This is a genomic window from Sneathiella sp. (assembly GCF_036844445.1).
GTDB lineage: Bacteria > Pseudomonadota > Alphaproteobacteria > Sneathiellales > Sneathiellaceae > Sneathiella.
In genome coordinates, this window is the sequence record NZ_DAIUFV010000001.1 from 86,328 (window position 1) to 108,328 (window position 22,001).

The 22,001-nt window shown below is 61.1% G+C and carries 19 protein-coding genes and 1 other RNA gene; all 20 read left to right on the top strand.

Translation table 11 applies throughout. The annotated features are described in order from the left end of the window. Window positions 1-24: 24 nt before the first annotated feature. Window positions 25-783 (top strand): TerB family tellurite resistance protein, encoded by a 759-nt coding sequence (locus V7Z56_RS00375; RefSeq protein ID WP_334127351.1) that lies wholly within the window; start codon window positions 25-27, stop codon window positions 781-783. Further along, the gene (locus tag V7Z56_RS00380; RefSeq protein ID WP_334127352.1) at window positions 780-1,667 is read left to right on the top strand and encodes a DMT family transporter; all 888 of its coding nucleotides are present in this window, start codon (window positions 780-782) and stop codon (window positions 1,665-1,667) included. Before V7Z56_RS00375 ends, V7Z56_RS00380 begins: the two co-directional genes overlap by 4 nt. Next, entirely contained in the window at window positions 1,657-2,409 is a 753-nt protein-coding gene (locus tag V7Z56_RS00385) for a peptidoglycan recognition protein family protein (protein WP_334127353.1), read from the top strand. The genes V7Z56_RS00380 and V7Z56_RS00385 overlap by 11 nt, the downstream gene beginning before the upstream one ends. Window positions 2,410-2,436: 27 nt before the next feature. Beyond that, window positions 2,437-2,817: RNase P RNA component class A (gene rnpB, locus V7Z56_RS00390), an RNA gene on the top strand. 518 nt (window positions 2,818-3,335) lie between these two features. Beyond that, complete coding sequence (locus V7Z56_RS00395; RefSeq protein WP_334127354.1) at window positions 3,336-3,791, top strand: division/cell wall cluster transcriptional repressor MraZ; 456 nt, start codon at window positions 3,336-3,338, stop codon at window positions 3,789-3,791. Further along, window positions 3,784-4,743, top strand: a complete 960-nt coding sequence (rsmH, locus tag V7Z56_RS00400; RefSeq protein WP_334127355.1) for a 16S rRNA (cytosine(1402)-N(4))-methyltransferase RsmH — start codon at window positions 3,784-3,786, stop codon at window positions 4,741-4,743. Before V7Z56_RS00395 ends, rsmH begins: the two co-directional genes overlap by 8 nt. Continuing rightward, window positions 4,740-5,153 (top strand): cell division protein FtsL, encoded by a 414-nt coding sequence (gene ftsL, locus V7Z56_RS00405; RefSeq protein WP_334127356.1) that lies wholly within the window; start codon window positions 4,740-4,742, stop codon window positions 5,151-5,153. The genes rsmH and ftsL overlap by 4 nt, the downstream gene beginning before the upstream one ends. Beyond that, window positions 5,150-6,946, top strand: a complete 1,797-nt coding sequence (locus V7Z56_RS00410) for a peptidoglycan D,D-transpeptidase FtsI family protein (RefSeq protein WP_334127357.1) — start codon at window positions 5,150-5,152, stop codon at window positions 6,944-6,946. The genes ftsL and V7Z56_RS00410 overlap by 4 nt, the downstream gene beginning before the upstream one ends. Beyond that, window positions 6,933-8,384 carry a UDP-N-acetylmuramoyl-L-alanyl-D-glutamate--2,6-diaminopimelate ligase gene (locus tag V7Z56_RS00415; RefSeq protein ID WP_334127358.1) on the top strand — a complete coding sequence of 484 codons (1,452 nt, stop codon included), beginning with the start codon at window positions 6,933-6,935 and terminating at the stop codon, window positions 8,382-8,384. The genes V7Z56_RS00410 and V7Z56_RS00415 overlap by 14 nt, the downstream gene beginning before the upstream one ends. Next, the gene (locus V7Z56_RS00420; RefSeq protein WP_334127359.1) at window positions 8,377-9,798 is read left to right on the top strand and encodes a UDP-N-acetylmuramoyl-tripeptide--D-alanyl-D-alanine ligase; all 1,422 of its coding nucleotides are present in this window, start codon (window positions 8,377-8,379) and stop codon (window positions 9,796-9,798) included. The genes V7Z56_RS00415 and V7Z56_RS00420 overlap by 8 nt, the downstream gene beginning before the upstream one ends. Further along, window positions 9,798-10,886, top strand: coding sequence for a phospho-N-acetylmuramoyl-pentapeptide-transferase (mraY, locus tag V7Z56_RS00425; RefSeq protein WP_334127360.1), 1,089 nt, complete (start codon window positions 9,798-9,800; stop codon window positions 10,884-10,886). Before V7Z56_RS00420 ends, mraY begins: the two co-directional genes overlap by 1 nt. A gap of 4 nt (window positions 10,887-10,890) precedes the next feature. Next, window positions 10,891-12,276 carry a UDP-N-acetylmuramoyl-L-alanine--D-glutamate ligase gene (murD, locus tag V7Z56_RS00430; RefSeq protein WP_334127361.1) on the top strand — a complete coding sequence of 462 codons (1,386 nt, stop codon included), beginning with the start codon at window positions 10,891-10,893 and terminating at the stop codon, window positions 12,274-12,276. Beyond that, a complete protein-coding gene (ftsW, locus tag V7Z56_RS00435) occupies window positions 12,276-13,400 on the top strand; it encodes a putative lipid II flippase FtsW (RefSeq protein WP_334127362.1) in 1,125 nt (374 codons plus the stop codon). The genes murD and ftsW overlap by 1 nt, the downstream gene beginning before the upstream one ends. Next, window positions 13,397-14,533 carry an undecaprenyldiphospho-muramoylpentapeptide beta-N-acetylglucosaminyltransferase gene (gene murG / locus V7Z56_RS00440; RefSeq protein WP_334127363.1) on the top strand — a complete coding sequence of 379 codons (1,137 nt, stop codon included), beginning with the start codon at window positions 13,397-13,399 and terminating at the stop codon, window positions 14,531-14,533. The genes ftsW and murG overlap by 4 nt, the downstream gene beginning before the upstream one ends. Then, entirely contained in the window at window positions 14,530-15,954 is a 1,425-nt protein-coding gene (gene murC, locus V7Z56_RS00445; RefSeq protein ID WP_334127364.1) for a UDP-N-acetylmuramate--L-alanine ligase, read from the top strand. Before murG ends, murC begins: the two co-directional genes overlap by 4 nt. 4 nt (window positions 15,955-15,958) lie before the next feature. Further along, window positions 15,959-16,912 carry a UDP-N-acetylmuramate dehydrogenase gene (gene murB, locus V7Z56_RS00450; protein WP_334127365.1) on the top strand — a complete coding sequence of 318 codons (954 nt, stop codon included), beginning with the start codon at window positions 15,959-15,961 and terminating at the stop codon, window positions 16,910-16,912. After that, window positions 16,909-17,817 carry a D-alanine--D-alanine ligase gene (locus tag V7Z56_RS00455; RefSeq protein ID WP_334127366.1) on the top strand — a complete coding sequence of 303 codons (909 nt, stop codon included), beginning with the start codon at window positions 16,909-16,911 and terminating at the stop codon, window positions 17,815-17,817. The genes murB and V7Z56_RS00455 overlap by 4 nt, the downstream gene beginning before the upstream one ends. Continuing rightward, window positions 17,805-18,854 (top strand): cell division protein FtsQ/DivIB, encoded by a 1,050-nt coding sequence (locus V7Z56_RS00460; RefSeq protein ID WP_334127367.1) that lies wholly within the window; start codon window positions 17,805-17,807, stop codon window positions 18,852-18,854. Before V7Z56_RS00455 ends, V7Z56_RS00460 begins: the two co-directional genes overlap by 13 nt. A 76-nt stretch (window positions 18,855-18,930) precedes the next feature. Further along, complete coding sequence (gene ftsA, locus V7Z56_RS00465) at window positions 18,931-20,148, top strand: cell division protein FtsA (RefSeq protein ID WP_334127368.1); 1,218 nt, start codon at window positions 18,931-18,933, stop codon at window positions 20,146-20,148. 106 nt (window positions 20,149-20,254) lie between these two features. Further along, entirely contained in the window at window positions 20,255-21,946 is a 1,692-nt protein-coding gene (ftsZ, locus tag V7Z56_RS00470; protein WP_334127369.1) for a cell division protein FtsZ, read from the top strand. Window positions 21,947-22,001: the final 55 nt, after the last annotated feature.

The following is a 22,001-nucleotide window of genomic DNA, read 5'->3' on the forward strand; positions in this document are numbered from 1 at the left end:
GTCAAAAAGGTAGCGTTATTCATCATGGCAATCTGGGGAAAAATTCTCGGCAGCGCGGCCGGCTTGCTGATCGGCGGACCGCTTGGCGCGCTCGTCGGCGGCCTCGCGGGACACGCGATGGACAGATATCGCGAAAGCACCGCCGAGGCGGGTGACCAGGTTGCCGAGCAGCAGGTCAAGCAGGTCACCTTCACGATTGCCGTTATCGCCCTCGGCGCGAAGATGGCGAAGGCGGACGGCGTCGTCACGCGCGAGGAGATCAGCGCGTTCAAGCGGGTTTTCCGCATCCCGCCCAACGAAGAAAAGAACGTCGGGCGCATCTTCAATCTGGCGCGTCAGGATACCGCTGGATATGAGGAATATGCCGCGCAGGTCGCCCGCATGTTCCACAAGACCCCGCAGCTGATGGAAGACCTCCTGCATGGTCTCTTCACCATCGCCATGGCGGACGGCGTGCTGCATCCGGCCGAGGATGCGTATCTTCGGAATGTCGCGTCCATCTTCGGATTTGACGCGGCGGCCTACGCCCGAATTCGCGGCTACCACGTCCGCGCGGAAGAGGCGGATCCCTATCAGATACTCGGCGTCGCGCCGGATATTTCGGATGAGGAGCTGAAAAAGGCCTACCGGCGCCTGATCCGCGAAAACCATCCCGACAAGGCAGTGGCCGAAGGGCTGCCGCAGGAATTTGTCGAGCTTGCGAATGCCAAGCTTGCGAAAATCAACGTGGCCTATGATCAGGTGACAAAACTCCGCGGCCTTCAGGATCGGATGAAAAATTGACCCATAAAGACCTCGCCCTGATCATGCTGGTCAATGTTCTGTGGGCATCGAATTTTCTGGCCGCCAAGATCGGTCTTGAAGAATTCTCCCCGATTTTTTTCACCGCGACCCGGTTTCTGATTGTTGTCGTCGTGCTGCTTCCCTTCATCTCGCTGCCGCATGGCAACTGGCGCAAGATGATCACCGTCGGTATCCTGATGGGCGTGATGCATTATTCGCTGATGTTCTGGGGGCTCGCCATCGCGCCGGATATTTCATCGGTCGCAATCATCAATCAGACCTTCATCCCTTTCTCCACTATCCTCGCCGTGATTTTCCTGAAAGAGAAGATTGGCTGGTCGCGGAGCATTGCCATCTTCATGGCCTTTGCCGGCGTCATGGTCATCGGCTTCGATCCGGTGATTTTCGCCAATCTGCTCTCGCCGATCCTGGTCATTATCGCCTCCTTCCTTGTCGCGCTCAACATGGTCATTGTGCGCACCATGCAGGGGGTGAGCGCGGTCAATCTCACCTTCTGGACATCCGCCATCGGCGTGGTCCCGCTGCTGCTGCTCTCGCTCGTCCTTGAAGGCGGGCATGTCGAGGCGATCGGCCGGGCGGGGTGGGAGCAATGGGCCGCCGTCACCTATTCCGCCGTCGGCACAACCGTTGTCGGGCACGGGATCGGCAACTATCTGATCAAGCGCTACCCGGTCAGCACGGTCACGCCCTATTACCTGCTGGTGCCAGTGCTTGCGGTGATGATCGGCGTCGTATTCTGGGGCGATGTTCTGACGGTGGAACTGATCACCGGCGGTCTGATGGTGATGGGCGGGGTCACGATCATCACTCTCCGTTCTGCCGCGCGGGACAAGGAGAAGGATAAAATCCCCGATGAGGGCTGAACCTGTCATCGCGCTGCCCTCGCCGAATTTCGATGCGCGCGGGGAGGGGGTGGGCATTGATATGCTGGTCCTCCATTACACGGGGATGCAAAGCGGCGAGGCGGCGATCCGGCGCCTCAGGGATCCGGAGGCAAAAGTCAGCGCCCACTATGTCGTGGAGGAGGACGGGCGGATATTCCAGCTCGTCGCCGAAGAGGCGCGCGCATGGCACGCCGGCGTCTCCTTCTGGCGGGGGGTGCGCGATATCAATGCACGCTCCATCGGGATCGAGATCGTCAATCCCGGCCATGAGTTCGGCTATCGCCCGTTCCCGGCGGCGCAGATGGATGCCGTTCTGCGCCTCACTAAAGATATCGTTGCCCGCCATGCGATCCCGGCGCGCAACGTCGTCGGACATTCCGACATCGCGCCGCAGCGCAAGGATGATCCGGGCGAGCTTTTCGACTGGAAGCTGCTGGCAGGGGCCGGGGTCGGGCTTTGGGTTGATGCGCCGGGACCCGCGCGGGAGGAGGCGCCGCTCCTCGCATGCGGTAGCAGCGGGGCGGACGTTAAAACCTTGCAGGAAGCGCTTGCCGATATCGGATATGACGTTGCAACCGATGGTCACTATGATACGGCCTTTGCGAATGTCGTTCGGGCGTTTCAGCGCCATTGGCGGCCCCGGCTCGTCGACGGCCGCGCTGATCCCGAGACAATTAGTCTCATTTATGCGGTGTGTGGCGAAGTTCACCGCTTGACTTGAGGAGCAGGGCTTTCTAGTTAGGGTTTGGCAGATGGCCGGATGATCGCTGCCTGTCCTTTGGACGGGGAGAGGAAAGTCCGGACTCCACGGAAATACGATGCCGGTTAACGGCCGGCGGGGGCGACCCCAGGGAAAGTGCCACAGAAAGCAAACCGCCCGCTTTGCGGGTAAGGGTGAAAGGGAGCGGTAAGAGCGCACCGCGTCGCTGGCAACAGGGGCGGCACGGTAAACCCCATCGGGAGCAAGACCAAATAGGGACGGGCGGCGCAAGGGCAACCTGTGCGCGGGTCGGTTTTCCGGGCCTCCGTCCGGGTTGGTTGCAGGAGGTGTCTGGCAACAGGCATCCTAGATGAATGATCATCCCCTGCCATGCAGGGACAGAATCCGGCTTACAGGCCATCTGCCTTTTCTCATCTCCATTGCCTTGTTCGGCGCGTCCCGCGGCGCGGCGGGTGATGCCTGTTCCCACTACCGAAGGCGGGCGATTCTCGCGGTGAGCAGCGCGAGCTGACCAGGTGACTGGTCTTGACGATCGGATTATTTCATGCCGCAGGGCGGCTTTTTCCTGTCCTCAAACCGCGGCAGGACCCGGTTTGATCGCCGTTCCGGGTCGATATGCAGGTTTCTAAGGCTGAGAACATAATAAGAACATGACGTGATTTGCGCTTTACTTTCAAGCTCGGTCGCATTGATTTGCGCGCCCAAAATAACCGCGAAAATTTTACTTTATTTTGCCCGATGGAGGGCTCTGAAACCCCTTAAAATGGGGCCATTTTCCATTGACTTCCATAATATCCCATGATATCCCAGATTAATCCATTTTACGCCAGAAGTGTTTGTTCTGCGCCACGCGTTGAGAATCTGTCAGGGAAGCGGCGGTCGTTTGTGGGTGAAATGGCAATTGATTTGAGGGGGGTGTCGGCTGAATGGCCCTGTTTTTGTCCACATATGTCAACAAGATCGACAAGAAGGGGCGGGTTTCTGTACCGGCCCGCTTCCGCGCCGTTCTTGCGGGCAAGGGCTTTGACAGCGTGGTCCTCTTCCCCACCATTGACGGAAACGCCATCGACGCCTGCGGTATGGATGTGATGGAGCGGCTGCTTGAGAAAATGGGCGGCTTCGACCCTCTCTCCGAAGATCGGGAAAGCTATGCGGATGCGCTGATGAGTGATGCGATCGAGCTCACCATCGATGGCGATGGCCGTATCACGATCCCGCTGGAGATGCTTGAGGGGGCCGGGATTTCGACGCAATGCGCATTTGTCGGCCGCGGCGACGCCTTCCAGATCTGGGAGCCGCAGGCCTTTGAAGTTCGCAAGAAAGAAGCGCGCGCCCGGGCGGCCAGCAAGCGGAAGGCAAGCGCGGGGGTCGATCATGACTGATCGGAAAGCACCGCATATCTCCGTTCTCCTTCGCGAAGTGATTGATATTCTCGCGCCGAAAGACGGCGGCATCTATGTCGACGGCACCTTCGGCGCCGGCGGCTACACGCGCGCCATTCTGGAGGCCGCCGACTGCCGGGTATACGGCATCGACCGCGACCCGCTCGCCATATCCATGGGGCGGGAGATGGTCGCCGAATATGAAGGTCGTTTAGTTATGATCGAGGGCTGCTACGCCGATATGGAGGCGTTGCTGGCGAAACATAATGTGCAGGCTGTGGACGGGATTGCGCTCGATATCGGCGTCTCCTCCATGCAGCTTGATGAGGCGGAGCGCGGCTTTTCCTTCATGCGCGAAGGCCCCCTCGACATGCGCATGTCGGGCAAGGGACGGACGGCCGCGGATATCGTTAATGAAGAATCTGAAGCGGAGCTCGCCAGGATTATATTTGTGTATGGCGAGGAGCAAAGATCGCGCGCAATTGCGCGTGCAGTAGCCGAAAGGCGTGAGTTGGCGCCTTTCACGAGTACAGTAGAGTTAGCGGAAGTGGTGGCATCGGTTGTACGCCCTACAGGAAAAGGGATACATCCGGCGACGCGTACCTTCCAAGCGTTGCGTATAGTAGTAAATGATGAACTTGGGCAGCTGGTCAAAGGTCTGGTCGCATCCGAACGATTGCTTACTCCCGGCGGTCGTCTTGCGGTTGTGTCTTTCCACAGTCTTGAAGACCGACGCGTCAAAAACTTCCTGTCAGCAAGGTCTGAAGGACGCGCCAGGCCGTCTCGTCATGTTCCTGTCATGGACGAGGGGCCAGCTCCCACTTTCAAACTGATCAAGCGCGGGTCCATCAAGGCGCGTGCGGATGAGCTTGCGGTCAATCCGCGCTCTCGCTCCGCCCGTCTCAGAGGGGCCATCAGAACGGAGGCGCCCGCCTGGACGGAGGCAGCATGAAACTGAAGTTGACAGTGCTGTCGATTTTGCTGCTCGTCGGCGTGTCCGGCGGCCTTTACCAGCTTTCCTACGAAGTGCAGGAGCTGGAACGGGAATATGCTGCGCTCAACGAGAGTATCTCCCGCAACAAGGAATCCATCCGCATTTTGAAGGCCGAGTGGACGTATCAGAACCGGCCTGACGTGCTGCAGGCGATGGCGGGAAAATACCTGCCGTTGCTATTGATTGCGCCCTATCAGGTGGCGTCGGTGAGCGAGGTGCCGTATCCGCCCGTCAATCCCGACCTCTATTCGGTGCCCGTACCGCAGCATAATCCGCGGCGCAACTATTCGCCGGCGATCCCCTCACAGCCCGCGCCGAACGGGCCGATCCAGCTTGCCACCTATTCCACGGCGGGGGGCGCGCAATGAGCGAACTGACTTGGCTCACTAAGTCATCTCGCCCTTGCATCACGCTGACGAATTCCATCGGTCATCCTCATTCTGACGATCAGAGCATGGCGTTGCGCCTGGAAGGAAGCGCCAAGGAAACGCTTGAGCAGGGACGCAACCGGCTAGTCATCGCCCTGGTCGTCTTTGTCTTCTGCTTTTTTATTATCGCCGGCCGGCTGGTTGGGCTGGCCATCGCGGGGATCGGATCGGGCGACACCGTTACCGCCGGGGGCGATGTCGCGCCGCCCGTTGCGCTTGTCGAGACGAAGCGCGCGGATATCCGCGATCGCAACGGCGTCCTGCTCGCGACGACGCTCGCCACCGCCTCTCTTTTCGCCGAACCGAAGAATGTGATTGACCCGGCCGAGGCGGCGCGCAAGCTCGCAACCGTTCTCGATGACATGAGCGAAGCGACGATCCTCAGCCGCTTGTCATCGGCGCGGAACTTTGTCTGGCTGAAGCGCAATCTGACGCCGCGCCAGCAGTATCAGATCAATGCGCTCGGGATCCCGGGGCTGCATTTCCGTACCGAGGAAAAGCGCTTTTATCCCATGGGATCGCTGGTCTCTCACGTACTTGGATTTACCGATGTCGACAATCGCGGGATTGCCGGGGTCGAACGCTATTTCGACGATCAGCTCGCCGGATCCGAGGAAAGCCCGGCGCAGGAGCTGACGCTTTCCATCGATGTGCGGATCCAGCACGCGCTGCGCGATGAAATCACCCGGCACATGTCCATCTTCCAGGCGATCGGCGGCGCAGGGATGGTGATGGATGTGCAGACGGGCGAAATTCTCGGCCTCGTCTCGCTGCCCGACTTCGATCCCAACCGGCCGACCGATTTCTCGGGTGATGCCAAGTTCAATCGCATCAGCCTCGGCGTCTATGAGATGGGCTCGACCTTCAAGATCTTCACCACCGCGATGGCGCTCGACAGCGGGACAGTCGGGCTGCAGGACGGTTATGATGCGACCGAGCCGATCCGCAAGGCCGGCTTTCGCATTCGCGATGATCATCCGAAGAAACGCTGGCTGTCGGTGCCGGAAATCTTCATGTATTCCTCCAATATCGGCGCGGCGAAAATGGCCGAGGATGTGGGAACGGACAAGCAGAAGGTTTTCCTCGCCAAACTTGGCCTGCTCGATAGGCCGTCGCTTGAAATTCCCGAGGTCGGTGCCCCAATTTTGCCGCCAAGATGGAATAGCCTCGAAACCATGACGATTTCGTATGGGCACGGGCTGTCAGTCAGCCCGTTGCAGTTGAGTGCAGCGACGGCCGCGATGGTGAATGGGGGTAAATATGTCAGTCCAACGGTGGTGCGCCGGGAAGAGGCCATGGCCGCACCGTCCCGCGAAGTTATTTCGCAGAAAACATCCGATACAGTCCGCCGCCTGATGCGTCTGGTGGTTGAAAAGGGGACCGGCGGCCGGGCCGCTGCGGAAGGCTATCTCGTGGGCGGCAAAACCGGCACCGCGGAGAAGGCCGTTGACGGGCGGTACAAGCGCGATGCGCTGATCACGTCTTTCGTTGGCGCCTTCCCGATGAACAACCCGCGCTATGTCGTCTTTGCCATGCTGGACGAGCCGAAAGGCAATTCCTCGACGCATGGTTTCCGAAGCGCCGGCTGGACCACCGCGCCGATCATAAGCCGCCTGATTTCCCGCATCGGGCCCATCCTCTCTATCGCTCCCGTTGATGAGGAGAGCGAAGCCCTGCAGAAAGCGATGTTCATTCCCATCTATTCAAGGGAGAAGAGCCTTGCGTCTTTCTGAACTCATGAAAGGGCGGGAAATCGCCAATGTGCATGACCGGCATGTTCAGGGGCTGACGGCCGATAGCCGGCGGGTTGAGCCGGGCTTTCTGTTCGCCGCGCTTCCCGGAACGAAAAGCGACGGGCGCGAATATATCGAGGATGCGGCGCGGCGCGGCGCCATCGCCATCCTGACCGACAAATCCTATGAGCCGGAGGATTGCAGCCTTCCCTGCTTTCGCGATGACAACCCGCGTCTCACGCTCGCCCGCCTTGCGGCCCGCTTCTATGGCGCCGCGCCCGAGACCATCACCGCCGTTACCGGAACGAACGGCAAGACCTCGGTTGCGCATTTCACCCGCAAGATCTGGGAGGAGATGGGCTATCCGGCCGCCAGCATCGGCACGCTCGGCGTCATCCTGCCCGACGAGACGCTGCCGCTCGGCTACACGACGCCCGATCCCGTGCTGCTGCACAAGACGCTGACCTATCTCGCCGGTCACGGCATTCGCTATACGGTGATCGAGGCATCTAGCCATGGACTCGATCAGTACCGGCTCGACGGGGCGCGGATCAAATCCGCTGCTTTTACCAACCTCACGCGCGATCATCTCGATTATCACGTCTCCTCGGAAAGTTATCTTTCTGCCAAGCTCGGTCTCATCTCCCGGGTTCTGGATCCGACAGGAACCGCTGTCCTCAATGCGGATTCAGAGGTTTGTCCCGCCTTTCTCCGCGCCGCGAAAGAACGGGGTCTCAACATCATTTCCTATGGCCGCGAGGGCAAGGAGCTTCGGCTTATTGCGCTTGAGCCGGAGATTGCCGGCCAGCGCCTCACCGTTGAGGTGTTCGGGAAGAAATGTGACATCCTGCTGCCGCTCGCCGGGGAGTTTCAGGCCATGAATGCGCTTTGTGCGCTTGGTCTTGTGATCGGCGCCGGCGGCGATGAAGCGCGGGCGGTTGACGCGCTGTCCCGCATCACCAACGTACCGGGACGGCTGGAACTCGTTGCGCATCTGCCCAATGATGCGCTCGTCTATGTTGACTATGCCCATTCACCCGATGCGCTCGAGACGGTTCTTGAGGCCGTCCGGGGGCACGGAAGCGGAAAAATTCACGTCGTCTTTGGCTGCGGCGGGGACCGTGATCGCGGCAAACGGGCGGAAATGGGCCGCATCGCCGCCCTGCACGCCGACCGCATCATCGTGACCGACGACAATCCGCGGAGCGAGGATCCGGCAAAAATCCGCGCCGAGATTATCGTTGCCTGCCCCGAGGCGCTCAATATCGGCGACCGCCACGCCGCGATCGAGGCGGCAATCGAGGCGCTTGAGCCCCGGGATATTCTCGTGATTGCCGGGAAAGGCCATGAAGAAGGCCAGGTCGTCGGCGATGTCACCATCCCGTTTAACGACAGGAAAGTCGTTGAGGAAATCATTGCAGGGGGAAAACATGGCTGAAGCGCCCCTCTGGACCGGTAAAGACGTCATTGCCGCCGTTGCGGGAAAGGCGGACCGCGCCGACTGGAGCGCAAATAATGTCTCCATCGACAGCCGGTCGATTGAGCCCGGCGATCTCTTCATTGCGATTGTCGGTCCGGTGCATGACGGCCATGAGTTTGCGGCGGACGCGGCACGGAAAGGCGCCGCAGCGCTCATCCTCAGCCGCCGGCCGGAGGACCTGCCGGAGGGCGCCGTTGTCATTGTGGTTGAGGATACGCAAAAGGCGCTGGAAGATCTCGGCCGCGCCGCGCGGGCACGCACGGGCGCGCAGATCGTCGCGGTGACCGGCAGTGTCGGCAAGACCGGATCGAAGGAAGCACTGCTGCATATTCTCTCAACGCAGGGCAAGACCCACGCCAGCATCGGCAGCTTCAACAATCACTGGGGCGTGCCGCTATCGCTGGCGCGGATGCCGGCGGACTGCCAGTTCGCAATTTTCGAACTCGGCATGAACCACCCCGGCGAGCTTGCGCCGCTCTCGCGCATGGTAAAGCCGCATGTCGTGCTGATCACCACCGTTGAAACCGTGCATCTCGAGCATTTCCCGGATGTTGAGGCAATCGCCCATGCGAAGGCCGAGATATTCGAGGGCTTGAGCGCCACCGGTTCCGTTGTTCTCAACAGCGACAATGACTATGGCGGTTTGCTGAAAAGTCTCGCCGCCAATCGCGGTATCACGCAGATTGTCATGTTCGGTGAAAAATCTGACGCGGGCATCCGGCTGACCGATTACACCCTTTATCCCGATCACAGCGACGTTGCGGTGAAAATCGACAGCGGCGATATTTTCTTCCGTCTTGGCGCCCCGGGACGGCATCTGATCAGCAATATGCTCGGTGTTCTGGGTGTCGTCGGTGAGTTCGGGATCGATCTGGGCGCGGCCGCCCGGGCGCTCGCCGATCTGCAACCGCCGAAAGGCCGCGGCGAGCGGCATCGCGTTGCTTGCGCCGACGGCCACTATCTCGTGATCGATGAAAGCTATAACGCGAGCCCGGTGTCGATCCGGGCGGCGCTCTCGGTTTTGCGCAATATCCAGCCCGAAGGAAAAGGCCGCCGGATCGCGGTGCTTGGCGATATGCTGGAACTCGGACCCCGCGCTGCGGAAATCCACCAGAGTCTGAAGGGGGATGTTCTCGCGGCCAGCGTTGATCTTCTTTTTACCTGCGGCCCACATATGGAACATCTATCAAAATCAATGCCGATCTATATCCGCACCCACCACAGGGCCACCTCCGATCTTCTGGTCGATCCGCTGCTTGAGGCGGTCGGGCCCGACGATGTCATCCTGGTCAAAGGATCCTTCGGCAGCCGGATGAGCGTACCGCTCAATGCATTGCTTCGCGGCGGCGCAGACGCGCAGGGAGAAAACTGATGCTCTATAACCTGCTTTTCCCCTTCGCTGAGGATTTTACCCTTTTCAACCTGTTCCGTTATCTCACCTTCCGCACCGGCGGCGCGGTCATGACGGCGCTTCTGATCAGCTTCCTGCTGGGCCCAAGCGTTATCCGCTGGCTGAAAAGCAAGCAGCATCGCGGCCAGCCGATCCGCGATGACGGGCCGCAGTCGCATATCATCGCCAAGCAGGGCACGCCGACGATGGGCGGCTTCCTGATCCTTCTGGCGCTCGGCATCAGCACGCTTCTCTGGGCCGATCTCACAAATATATATGTGTGGGTCGTGTTGCTGGTCACCCTCGGCTTTGGCGCCATCGGCTTTGCCGACGACTATATGAAAGTCAGCCGCCACAACACGCGCGGCCTGCCGGGACGGCTTAAGCTGCTTTTGGAGATCGCGATCGCCGGGATCGCGGGCTTTGTCATCATGGCGACCTCGGGCGACGATATCTCCGGGATGCTGACCATTCCGTTCCTCAAGAATGTCCTGATCGATCTTGGCTGGTTCTACATTCCGTTTGCCATTCTGGTGACCGTTGGCGCGGGCAATGCGGTCAATCTGACAGACGGGCTGGATGGCCTTGCCATCATGCCGGTGATGATCGCGGGCGCGGCCTTCGCGCTGATCGCCTATCTCGTCGGTAACGCGGTTTTCTCCAACTATCTGCAAATTCAATATGTTCCGGGCGCGGGAGAGCTTGCGGTATTCTGCGGCGCCCTGATCGGCGCGAGCCTTGGCTTTCTCTGGTTCAACGCGCCGCCTGCCATGGTCTTTATGGGCGATACCGGCTCGCTTGCCATGGGCGGGGCGCTCGGCTCGATCAGCCTTGTCGCACGCCACGAGATCGTTCTTGCCATTATCGGCGGGCTGTTTGTGCTGGAGACCGTTTCGGTGATCGTGCAGGTCGCCTCCTTCAAGCTGACCGGCCGGCGCGTCTTCCGCATGGCGCCGCTGCATCATCATTTCGAGCAGAAAGGCTGGGCGGAGCCGACCATCGTGATCCGCTTCTGGATCATTGCGGTGATCCTCGCCCTCATCGGGCTCGCGTCCCTAAAGCTGAGGTGAGATCATGATCCAGAGCCACGCATATCAGGACAAGAACATCGCCGTCTTCGGGCTTGGCAAAAGCGGGATGGCGACGGCGCGCCAGCTCCACCTCGGTGCGGCGCATGTCTATGTCTGGGACGATAATGAGGCGCGCCGCAAGGCGGCCGCGGACGCGGGGCTGACGGTACGCGATCTCACAGATAACGGCTGGCCGGAGGCGGAGGCGCTGGTCCTCAGTCCCGGCGTGCCGCTCACCCATCCGGCGCCGCACCCGGTTGTTGGCGCAGCGCGGCGGGCGGGCGCGGCGGTGATCGGCGACGTCGAGATTTTCCTCAACGAGATGAAAGCCGGCCGGCTGGTCGGCGTTACCGGGACCAACGGAAAATCGACGACATCGGCGCTGATCCATCATCTCCTGCAATCGGCCGGGCGGGAGACGGCGCTCGGCGGCAATATCGGCCGACCGGTGATGGATCTTCCGGCACTCTCCGATGCCGGCTGCTATGTGCTGGAGCTTTCCTCCTACCAGCTCGATCTCACCCCGTCGTGGCGCGCCGATGTTGCCATTCTGCTCAATATCACGCCGGACCATCTCGACCGTCATGGCGATATGGACGGCTATGCCGCCGTCAAGAAACGGATTTTCCAGCATCAGCAGGAGACGGGCGTCGCCATCATTAACATCGACGATGCGCGCTGCGAACATATTGCCACCAGCCTCGCCATTCACGGAAACGGACGGGTCATTCCCATCTCGACAATGTATCCGGCCAACGGCGGGGTGAGCGTAATTGACGGCCGCCTTGAGGACCGATCATCTGACGATCAATCTTGGACGATGGATATTTCAAAGATCGGTTCCCTGCGCGGCCGTCATAACTGGCAGAACGCCGCCGCCGCCGTCGCCGCCGCGCGCAGCCTTGGCCTGAGTGCGGAGGAGATTTCCGCCGGGCTTAATTCCTTCGGCGGGCTTGCCCACCGGATGGAGGAGGTAGGGCGCGCCGGTAAGCTGTTGTTTATCAACGACTCCAAGGCGACGAACGCGGAAGCGGCCGAGAAGGCGCTTGTCAGTTTCGAGAATATATACTGGATCGCAGGCGGACGTGAAAAAACGGGCGGGATCACCACACTTCAGCCGCATTTCGGGCGTATCCGCAAAGCGTTCCTGATCGGGGAAGCGGCCGAGCCCTTCGCCGCCACGCTGAAAGGGAATGTTCCATTTGAAATAAGCGGTGACCTAGAGACGGCAGTGCGGCAGGCAACTCGTGCTGCGACGGACGATGGAGCTGGGCCGGCAGTCGTTCTGCTCTCGCCGGCGGCGGCAAGCTTTGATCAGTTCACCAGCTTCGAGGCGCGCGGCGATGCCTTCCGGGAGGTTGTAAGGAAGTTGATTGCAGAGGAGTTGTGATGACGACATTTACCCGTCTTGACCGGTCAGTCGTTGGTAACTGGTGGTGGACCGTCGATCGATGGACCCTGCTGGCTATTGGCGTCCTGATCCTCGCGGGCGGGATGATGGTATTGGCGGCAAGCCCGGCCATTGCGACGCGGCTCAATCTCGACAGCTTCCATTTCGTGCGCCGGCAGTTCATGTATCTGCCGATGGCGGCGATCATCATCTTCCTGATCTCGCTGCTCTCGCCGCTCTGGATCAGGCGGCTCGCGGTCGTCTGCTTCGTTCTCTTCTCGATCCTCACCATTGCAACCCTGCTCGTCGGGCCTGAAGTGAAGGGCGCGCACCGCTGGCTGTGGTTCGGCAGCTTCACCCTGCAGCCGTCGGAATTCCTGAAACCGTCCTTCGCGGTTGTCGCCGCCTGGATGTTCGCCGAGCAGCGGCGGAGTGATGAGATCCCCGGCAATCTCATCTCCATGGCGCTGTTCGTCTTTGTCGTTTCGCTGTTGCTGCTGCAGCCCGATGTCGGGATGGCGCTGGTTGTGAGCTGCGTCTGGTTCGCGCAGTTCTTCCTTGCCGGCCTCCCTATTATCTGGGTCGTTCTACTGCTGGTCGTCGGGATTGTGAGCGCCGCGGCGGCCTACAGCTTCTTTCCGCATGTCGCAAGCCGGATCGATCGCTTTCTCGACCCCGCAGGCGGTGGCAACTATCAGATCGACCGCGCTATGGAAGCGTTCCAGACCGGCGGCTTTTTCGGCGTCGGGCCCGGGGACGGTTCGGTCAAGCGGCAGCTTCCCGATGCGCATACCGATTTCATCTTCGCCGTCGTCGGTGAGGAATTCGGCGTTGTCGTCTGCCTGCTTGTCGTTGCGCTCTTTGCCTTTATCGTGCTGCGCGGCTTCAGCCGGCTGCTTGAAGAAAAGAATTTCTTCGTCGTCCTTGCAGCCTCGGGGCTGCTCATCCAGTTCGGGCTGCAGGCGATCATCAATATGGGCGTCAATCTTCGCCTGATGCCGACCAAGGGCATGACGCTGCCGTTCATCTCCTATGGCGGCTCCTCCATGTTTGCGCTCGCGCTGCTGATGGGCATGGTCCTTGCGCTCAGCCGTCGCCGCCCGGGAACGGGGGAGCTCAGATGACAGAGGCGCGGCATATCATTCTGGCGAGCGGCGGAACGGGCGGGCATATCTTTCCCGCTCGCGCGCTTGGTGAGGAGCTGCTCGCGCGCGGCTATGTCGTGACCTTGATGACGGATATGCGCGGCGAGAAATATGAGGAGCTGTTTCCCGGCGTCCGCGTTCTGCGCGTCGCGTCCGGATCGCCCTCCATCCGCGGTCTGCTGGGCAAGGTGAAGGCCGCAGGCGCGCTGCTTGGCGGGTTCGTCCAGTCACGCCGGCTGCTGCGGCGGCTGAAACCATCGGCGGTGGTGAGCTTCGGCGGATACCCCTCCATGCCGCCCGCCGCGGCGGCCGCGAACCTCGGCATCCCGCTTCTGCTGCATGAACAGAATGCGGTGCTCGGCCGTGTCAACCGGCTGCTGGCAAATCGCGCCCGCTTCATCGCGACATCTTTCGAGAACACCGAAAGCGGCGACGGCAAGAGGATTGCAAAAATGATCCATACCGGAAACCCGGTGCGGCGCGCCATTCTTGCTCTCGCCGGCAAGGGCTACAGCGCGCCGCGCGACGAGGGGCCGCTCAATCTTCTCATCCTCGGCGGCAGTCAGGGCGCGACGATCCTCTCCGATGTAGTGCCGGGCGCGCTCGCGGCCCTGCCGGAAAGTTTGCGCGCGCGGCTGCAGGTGACGCAGCAGTGCCGTCCCGAAGACTTGGAACGGGTGGCCGCGCTTTACCGGGAGAGCGCGATAGCAGCAACGCTCGCGAGTTTTTTCGATAATGTGCCGGAACTTCTCGCCAACTGCCATCTTGCCATCACCCGCTCGGGCGCCTCGACGCTTGCCGAACTCGGCGTCGCCGGGCGGCCGGCGCTGCTTGTTCCGTTCAAGCACGCGATGGATGATCATCAGCGCAAGAACGCCGAAGAGGCCGTTTCCGCCGGCGCGGCGCGGCTCGTACTGCAGGAAGACTTCACGGTTGAGGAGGCGAGCCGGCAGATTGCCGATCTTCTCTCCCATCCCGATCACCTCGCGGCGATGGCGGCGGCCATGGCATCGCTTGGCGAAACTCACGCGGCGAAAAAGCTCGCCGATCTGCTGGAATGTACCATTGCGGCAGACACTGAAATAAAAAAGACTGGAAAGGCGGCGGCATGAGAACCCTTCCGTTGGATATGGGACTTGTCCATTTCGTCGGGATTGGCGGCATCGGTATGAGCGGGATTGCAGAGGTGATGCATACACTCGGCTATCAGGTGCAGGGCTCGGACCTCTCGGCCAATCTGAATGTGGAGCGGCTTCGCGGTCTCGGCATCAAGGTCCATATCGGCCATGACGCGAGCAACCTCGGCGAGTCGCAAGTGGTGGTGATTTCTTCCGCCGTGAAAGCCGACAACCCGGAAGTGCGCGAAGCGCGCAAGCATCTGATCCCCATCGTCCGCCGCGCCGAGATGCTGGCGGAGCTGATGCGCCTCAAATGGGCGATCGCGGTCGGCGGCACCCATGGCAAGACAACCACAACCTCGATGCTGGCGAGCCTGCTCGATGCCGCAGGGATGGAGCCAACCGTCATCAACGGCGGCATCATCAACGCCTATGGCACCAACGCCCGCCTCGGCAAGGGCGAGTGGATGGTCGTCGAGGCGGACGAATCCGATGGCAGCTTCACGAAGCTCCCGGCGACGATTGCGGTTGTCACCAATATCGACCCGGAACATCTCGATTTCTACGGCTCCTTCGAGGGTGTGCGCGATGCGTTCAAGACGTTCGTTGAGAATATCCCCTTCTACGGCTTTGCCGCAGTGTGCATCGACCATCCGGAAGTGCAGGCCCTGATCGGCCGGATCAGCGATCGGCGTCTTGTCAGCTATGGTCAGTCGCCGCAGGCGGACTATCGCGCCGTCAATATCCGCTTTGAAGGCTCGCGCGCCTTTTTCGATGTAGAGATAAGTGAGCGTGCTGACGGGGCGACGCGCCAGATGAAGGGGTTCGAACTGCCGATGCCCGGCATTCATAACGTCCTGAATGCGCTCAGCGCCATTGCCGTCGGCAAGGAAATGGGCTTCGAGGAAACGGTCATCAAAAAAGGCCTTCGCAATTTCGGCGGCGTCAAGCGGCGCTTTACCAAAACCGGCGAAGTCAAAGGTGTCACGATCATCGATGACTATGGCCATCATCCCGTCGAAATCGCCTCCGTGCTCTCCGCTGCGCGTCAGGCCTATGACCAGAAGGTGATCGCCGTGGTGCAGCCGCATCGCTATTCGCGCCTGCGCGACCTGTTCGAAGAGTTCTGCACCTGCTTCAACGACGCCGATACGGTGATCGTCGCCGATATCTATGCCGCCGGTGAAGCTCCCATCAGCGGGATCGACAAGGATCATTTTGTCGAGGGGCTGCGCGCCCGTGGTCATCGTCATGTCATCGCGCTTGAGGGGCCGGAGCATCTCGCGGCTGTTGTCACGGAAAACAGCAGCGCGGGCGATGTCGTAGTCTGCCTCGGCGCGGGGTCCATTTCGGCATGGGCGAACGCCCTGCCGGGCGAGCTTGAAGAACGCCACGCGAAAGAAGGGGCGGCCTGAGCGAATGAGTGGGAAGTTGCATAAAGTTGTAAAGGGTGACGGGTTGATGGAGCGGATGCCGGCGGTGCGCGGGCGGCTCCGGGCAAATTCCGACCTCTCGAAAATAACCTGGTTCCAAGTCGGCGGACCGGCCGATGTCCTCTTCAAACCAGAAGATGAGGCCGACCTTGCGGAGTTTCTGAAAAATCTGCCGCGCGATATTCCGGTGCATGTGATAGGTGTCGGCTCCAACCTGCTGGTCAGGGACGGGGGCGTGCGCGGCGTCGTTATCCGGCTCGGGCGTCATTTTGCCAAAATGAACAATGAAGACGACAGGCTCATCGTCGGCGCCGGTGCGTTCGATGGCCATGTCGCGCGCTTTGCGGCCGATGCCGGGCTTGAAGGGGCGGAATTCCTGAGCGGTATTCCCGGCTGTATCGGCGGCGCCCTTCGCATGAACGCGGGCGCTTACGGAGCCGAGATCGCGGATATTTTCCATTCAGCCGTCGCCTATGACCGGAACGGCACCCGTCATGAACTCAGCCGCGACGACATGGGCTTTTCCTATCGCCGCACGAAGGTGCCGGCCGACTGGATTTTCACGCAGGCGACATTCGAGCTCTCCCCCGGCGACCGGGCGGAGATCCTCAACCGCATGGCGGATATCTCGCGCAACCGGGAAGAAAGCCAACCGGTCCGCAGCCGGACGGGCGGTTCCACCTTCGCCAATCCGAAGGGGAAAAAGGCGTGGGAGCTGATCGACTCGGTCGGCGGGCGCGGCGTCAAAAAAGGAGCCGCGATGGTCTCGGAGAAGCATTGTAACTTCCTCATCAATACCGGTGGGGCGCGGGCGGCGGAGCTTGAGGCGCTGGGGGAAGAGATGCGCCGGCGCGTTTTCGTTGCGCATGACATCCTGCTCCGCTGGGAAATCATCCGGCTCGGCGAGCCGGCGGCGGGCGCGAAAGGGGCAAGGCCATGAAGCATGTCGCCGTTTTGATGGGGGGATGGTCCGCCGAGCGTGAGGTATCGATCAGAAGCGGCCTTGCCTGCGCGGAAGCGCTGAAGAAATCCGGCTACCGGGTAACGCCGATCGATGTCGGGCGGAATATCGCCGAAACGCTCGCCGAGGTGCGTCCCGATGCCTGCTTCAATGCGCTGCATGGACGCTACGGCGAGGATGGATATATCCAGGGGCTGCTCGAGATCATGGGCATTCCCTATACCCATTCCGGCGTTCTCGCCTCCGCCCTCGCCATGGACAAGCCGGTCGCAAAGACCCTCTTCCGGGAGGCCGGCATCCCGGTGGCGGACGGGCGCGTCTTCACGCGGCAGGAAATCCAGGAAGGCGCGACCTATCCGAAGCCGTTCGTCGTCAAGCCGCTCAATGAAGGCTCGAGCGTTGGCGTCACCATCATCCTTGAGGATGAGAATATGAGCCTGCAGGACCTGCCGTGGAGCTTCGGCGACAAGGTGCTGGTGGAGTCATTCATTCCGGGGCGGGAGATCCAGGTCGCGGTGATGGGCGATGCGGCGCTTGGCGCCGTGGAAATCCGTCCGCTCGGCCGGTTCTATGATTACGAGGCGAAATATACCGATGGGAAGGCCGAGCATCTGATGCCCGCCCCGCTCGATCCCACGGACTACGAGGAAGCCTTGCGCCTTGCCCTGCTCGCGCATCAGACACTGGGCTGCCGCGGTGTCAGCCGCAGCGACCTGCGCTTTGACGATACGGGCGAGGGACGGGGAAAATTTTATATGTTGGAAACCAATACACAGCCCGGCATGACATCTCTCAGTCTGGTACCCGAAATTGCAGGTTATTGCGGTATCACCTTTGAAGAGCTGGTGTGCTGGATCGTGGAGGACGCATCATGCGAGAGATAGTCATTGATAAGGAAGATCGCGTTCTGGGGCCGTCGAAGCCGCGCGCGCAGAAAGCGAAAAGAGGCTTGTTCGGCGGTGGCGCCGCCAAAGGCAAAAAGAAAAAATCTGCCCCCCGCAAGGCGGAGCCGCAGCTTTCCTCCGGCACGGCGCTGTCGCGACTTGGTGGCTTGAGCGTGCAGATCACTGATCGCATCACCACCTCTTTCACGGGATCGAAGCCGAAAAGGGGCGCCCGCCGCAAGCCTGCGCCCGCCTGGCGGAAGCCGGTGCTGATCTGCGCCGGTGTCGTGCTCGCGGCCGTCGTCATCGGCGGCATTACAAACTATGTCGTGAAATCGGAGATTATCGAGCGCAGCGCGCAGTGGATCGACGAGCAGCAGCAGTCGATCGCCGAATTCTTCGGGTTGACGGTGCAGGAGATCAGCGTCATCGGGCGCGAGCGAACGGAGGCCGCCGATATCCTCCGCGTCCTCGATATTCAGCGCGGGGAGAGCATTTTCGCCGTGGATCCGGAAGCGGCGCGGGAGCGGCTGGAAACGCTGGGATGGGTCGCCGCAGCGTCGGTGATGCGCCGCTATCCCGATGAGATCTTCATCGAGATCACCGAGCGCCGGCCTTATGCGCGCTGGCAGCTTGACGGCAAGACGGGCGTCATCGACCGCACGGGCACGGTTGTCTCGCGCGATGATGAAGGCGCCTACCGGCATCTGCCGAAGGTCGTCGGGCCGGGCGCGAACAAACATGCAGCTGAACTCTTCGACATGCTTGTGCAGGCGCCGGAGCTGTTTGCGCGCCTCGACAGCGCCGTGCGGGTCCGCGACCGCCGCTGGGATCTGGAGTTTGACAACAGGCTGACGGTCAAGCTGCCCGAGAAGGGGGCGACCGACGCATGGCTCGCGCTCAGCCGGCTTCAGGCCGAGCAGCAGATTTTGGATAAGGATGTCGTTGCTATTGACATGCGCGCGGATGATCGGCTTTACGTCCGGCTGAGTGAGGGATCGGCAAATATCCGGCGCGTCGTCGCGAACGGAAGCTGAGGCGCTAAACAGCCAACAGTGAGATTTGAGAAACGGAGTAATCAGTAGGCAAATGGCGGTGGGACGAAACGGACCCTTGGCGGCATTGGATGTCGGTTCAACGAAAATATGCTGCTTCGTCGCAATCGAAGAAGCGGGCCGCCTTCGTGTGACCGGGATCGGCCACCAGGTCTCGCGGGGGATCCGGGCGGGCGGCATTACCAATATGGAGATGGCCGAAGAAGCGATCCGCTCGGCGGTGGACGCTGCAGAACGCATGGCGGGGGAGACGGTCCGGGAAGTGTTCGTCGGTGTGTCGGCCGGTCGCCCCGCCTCACAGACTGTCGATGTTGAAATGTCGATCGGTGGTCAGGAAATTACCGAAAAAGACCTGCAGCGCACGCTGAAAGAGGCGCGCGCGAGCTATCAGCCCGAAGGTCGGACGGTTATCCATGCGCTTCCCGTCGGTTACACGGTGGACGGCACGCGCGGCATCCGTGATCCGCGCGGCATGTATGGGGAAAATCTTGGCATCAGCATGCATATGGTCTCGCTTCAGAACGGCCATATGCGCAACCTCGCCAACTGTGTGGAGCGCTGCCACCTGGGCGTTGCGGGAATGGTTTCCGCGCCCTATGCATCGGGCCTCGCGGCGCTGGTGGAAGATGAGATGGATCTCGGCGTCACGGTCATCGACATGGGCGGCGGCTCAACCTCGCTCGCCGTCTTTTATGATGGGGAGATGGTCTATAACGAGGTGATCCCGGTCGGCGGCGGGCATGTCAGCAATGATATCGCACGCGGCCTTTCGACCACCCTCGCCAATGCGGAGCGGATGAAAACCCTCTATGGCAGCGCGCTCGCGAGCCCGGCCGATGAGAAGGAAATCATCGATGTGCCGCTGATCGGCGAAAGCCATCATGACGTCGCCAATCACGTGCCGCGCTCGATGCTGGTCGGCATCATCAAGCCGCGCCTTGAAGAGATCCTCGAACTTGTCGGTGACCGCCTGAGCGCGTCAGGTTTCAAGAAGGTGGCCGGACGGCGCGTGGTGCTCTGCGGCGGCGGGGCGCAGCTTTCCGGCGTGCAGGAGCTGACCGCGCGGATTCTCGATAAACAGGTTCGGATGGGTAAACCTATCCGTGTCAAGGGGCTGGCCGATGCGACCGACGGTCCGGCCTTCACGACGGCAGCGGGGCTGCTGTCCTACGCGATCCGGGAGAGATTTGATGAAGGGATCAAGATGTCGGTCGTGGAAAAGCCGCCGAAAAATCGGCTTTTGCGAATTGGAACCTGGTTCAGGGAGAATTTTTAGGCAAAAATTTTGCCGAAAATTAGTCAATATGTAAGAAGTGGGGTTTCATTAACCACAATATTTGGTATTAATTATGTGTCGTCAGCGTGATTAGGAGGAGCGTACCGTGAGTATCAATTTATCCGTACCGGAACAAACAGAACTGAAGCCGAAAATCCTTGTAATGGGCGTGGGGGGCGCTGGCGGTAACGCTGTCAATAACATGATCAGCGCTGAGTTGCAGGGCGTCGAATTTGTCGTCGCCAATACGGACGCACAGGCGCTGCGGCAGAGCCTGGCGGAACGGCGTATTCAACTCGGGGCTGAGCTGACGGAAGGCCTTGGTGCTGGCTCCAAACCACAAATCGGCGCGGCTGCGGCTGAAGAGGCGCTCGACGAAATCGGCAGTCATTTCGACGGTGTGCATATGTGCTTTATCACCGCCGGTATGGGCGGCGGCACGGGTACCGGGGCGGCGCCGGTCGTGGCGCGGCTGGCACGGGAGCGCGGCATTCTGACGGTTGGCGTTGTGACGAAACCTTTCCAGTTTGAAGGCAATCACCGGATGCGCATTGCCGAAGCCGGGATTGAGGATCTGCAGCGCTACGTCGATACTCTGATCATCATTCCGAATCAGAATCTTTTCCGCGTCGCCAATGAAAAGACGACGTTTGCCGATGCGTTCAACATGGCGGACGAGGTGCTGCATTCGGGCGTCCGCGGCGTCACCGACCTGATGGTTATGCCGGGCCTGATCAACCTCGACTTCGCCGACGTCAACACCGTCATGAGCGAAATGGGCAAGGCAATGATGGGCACGGGCGAGGCGAGCGGCGAGAACCGCGCGATCGAGGCCGCCGAGGCCGCAATCTCCAACCCGCTTCTTGACGATGTCTCCATGAAGGGGGCGCGGGGCGTTCTCATCAATATCACCGGCGGCATGGACCTGACCCTCTATGAGCTGGATGAAGCCGCCAACCGCATTCGCGAGGAAGTGGATCCGGAAGCAAACATCATCGTCGGCTCCACCTTCAATACCGATATGGAGGGCCGGATGCGTGTTTCTGTCGTCGCAACCGGGATCGATGCCGTCGAAGTACAGAAGTCCATGGCGCCGAACGTCATGTCGCTCCGCCCGAAGGCGGAAGGCGGCAAGCCGGCCGCCAGCATCTCCGGCGGCTCCGCCGGCGGGGCAGGCACGATGATCCCGGCACCGGCGGCGATCTCGGCGTCGGGCTTCGGTCTGAGCGCGCCGGGCGGTAACTTCTCCGGCCAGCCGGTCGCGCAGGCATCAGTTCCGGGCGACGGATCCGATCAGCTCGAGATGGGGGCAAGCTCGCTCGATGCGACAAGCGGCAACCTCGCCCTTGATCAGCAGCGCGACCTGCTGTCGGACATCGACGTGGAAATGGAAGAGAGCGATCAGGCGCCGGCCGAAACCGAGGGGCGGGATGCGCCGTTCAAGGCTCGCCCGGCCATGCGGGTCGAAAAGAGCGCCGACAAGCTCATCAATCCGGAGGCTCAGCAGGTGGTAAGCGAAGTGGCAGCCAAGCCCAAGAAGCGCGGCCCGAGCCTGTTTGAACGCATGACCGGCGTCAGCCGTTCCTTCCGCAAGGAAAGTGGCAAGGAAGAGGCCGCCGCACCGGTCCGCCGCGAGCCCGTCAGCAGCCGCGTTGCACCGCAGGTCAGCGAGCAGGCGCTCGCCCCGCAGAGCCCGCAGGTTCGCAAGGAAGTCACCCCCTCGGTCAATATCGACCAGAAGCAGGAAGATGAGGATCTGCTGGATATCCCGGCGTTCCTCCGCCGTCAGGCAAACTGATCCCGCACGAGGGGCGCAACCGGCCAATATAAAAGGCGTGGACCGCAAGGCTCCA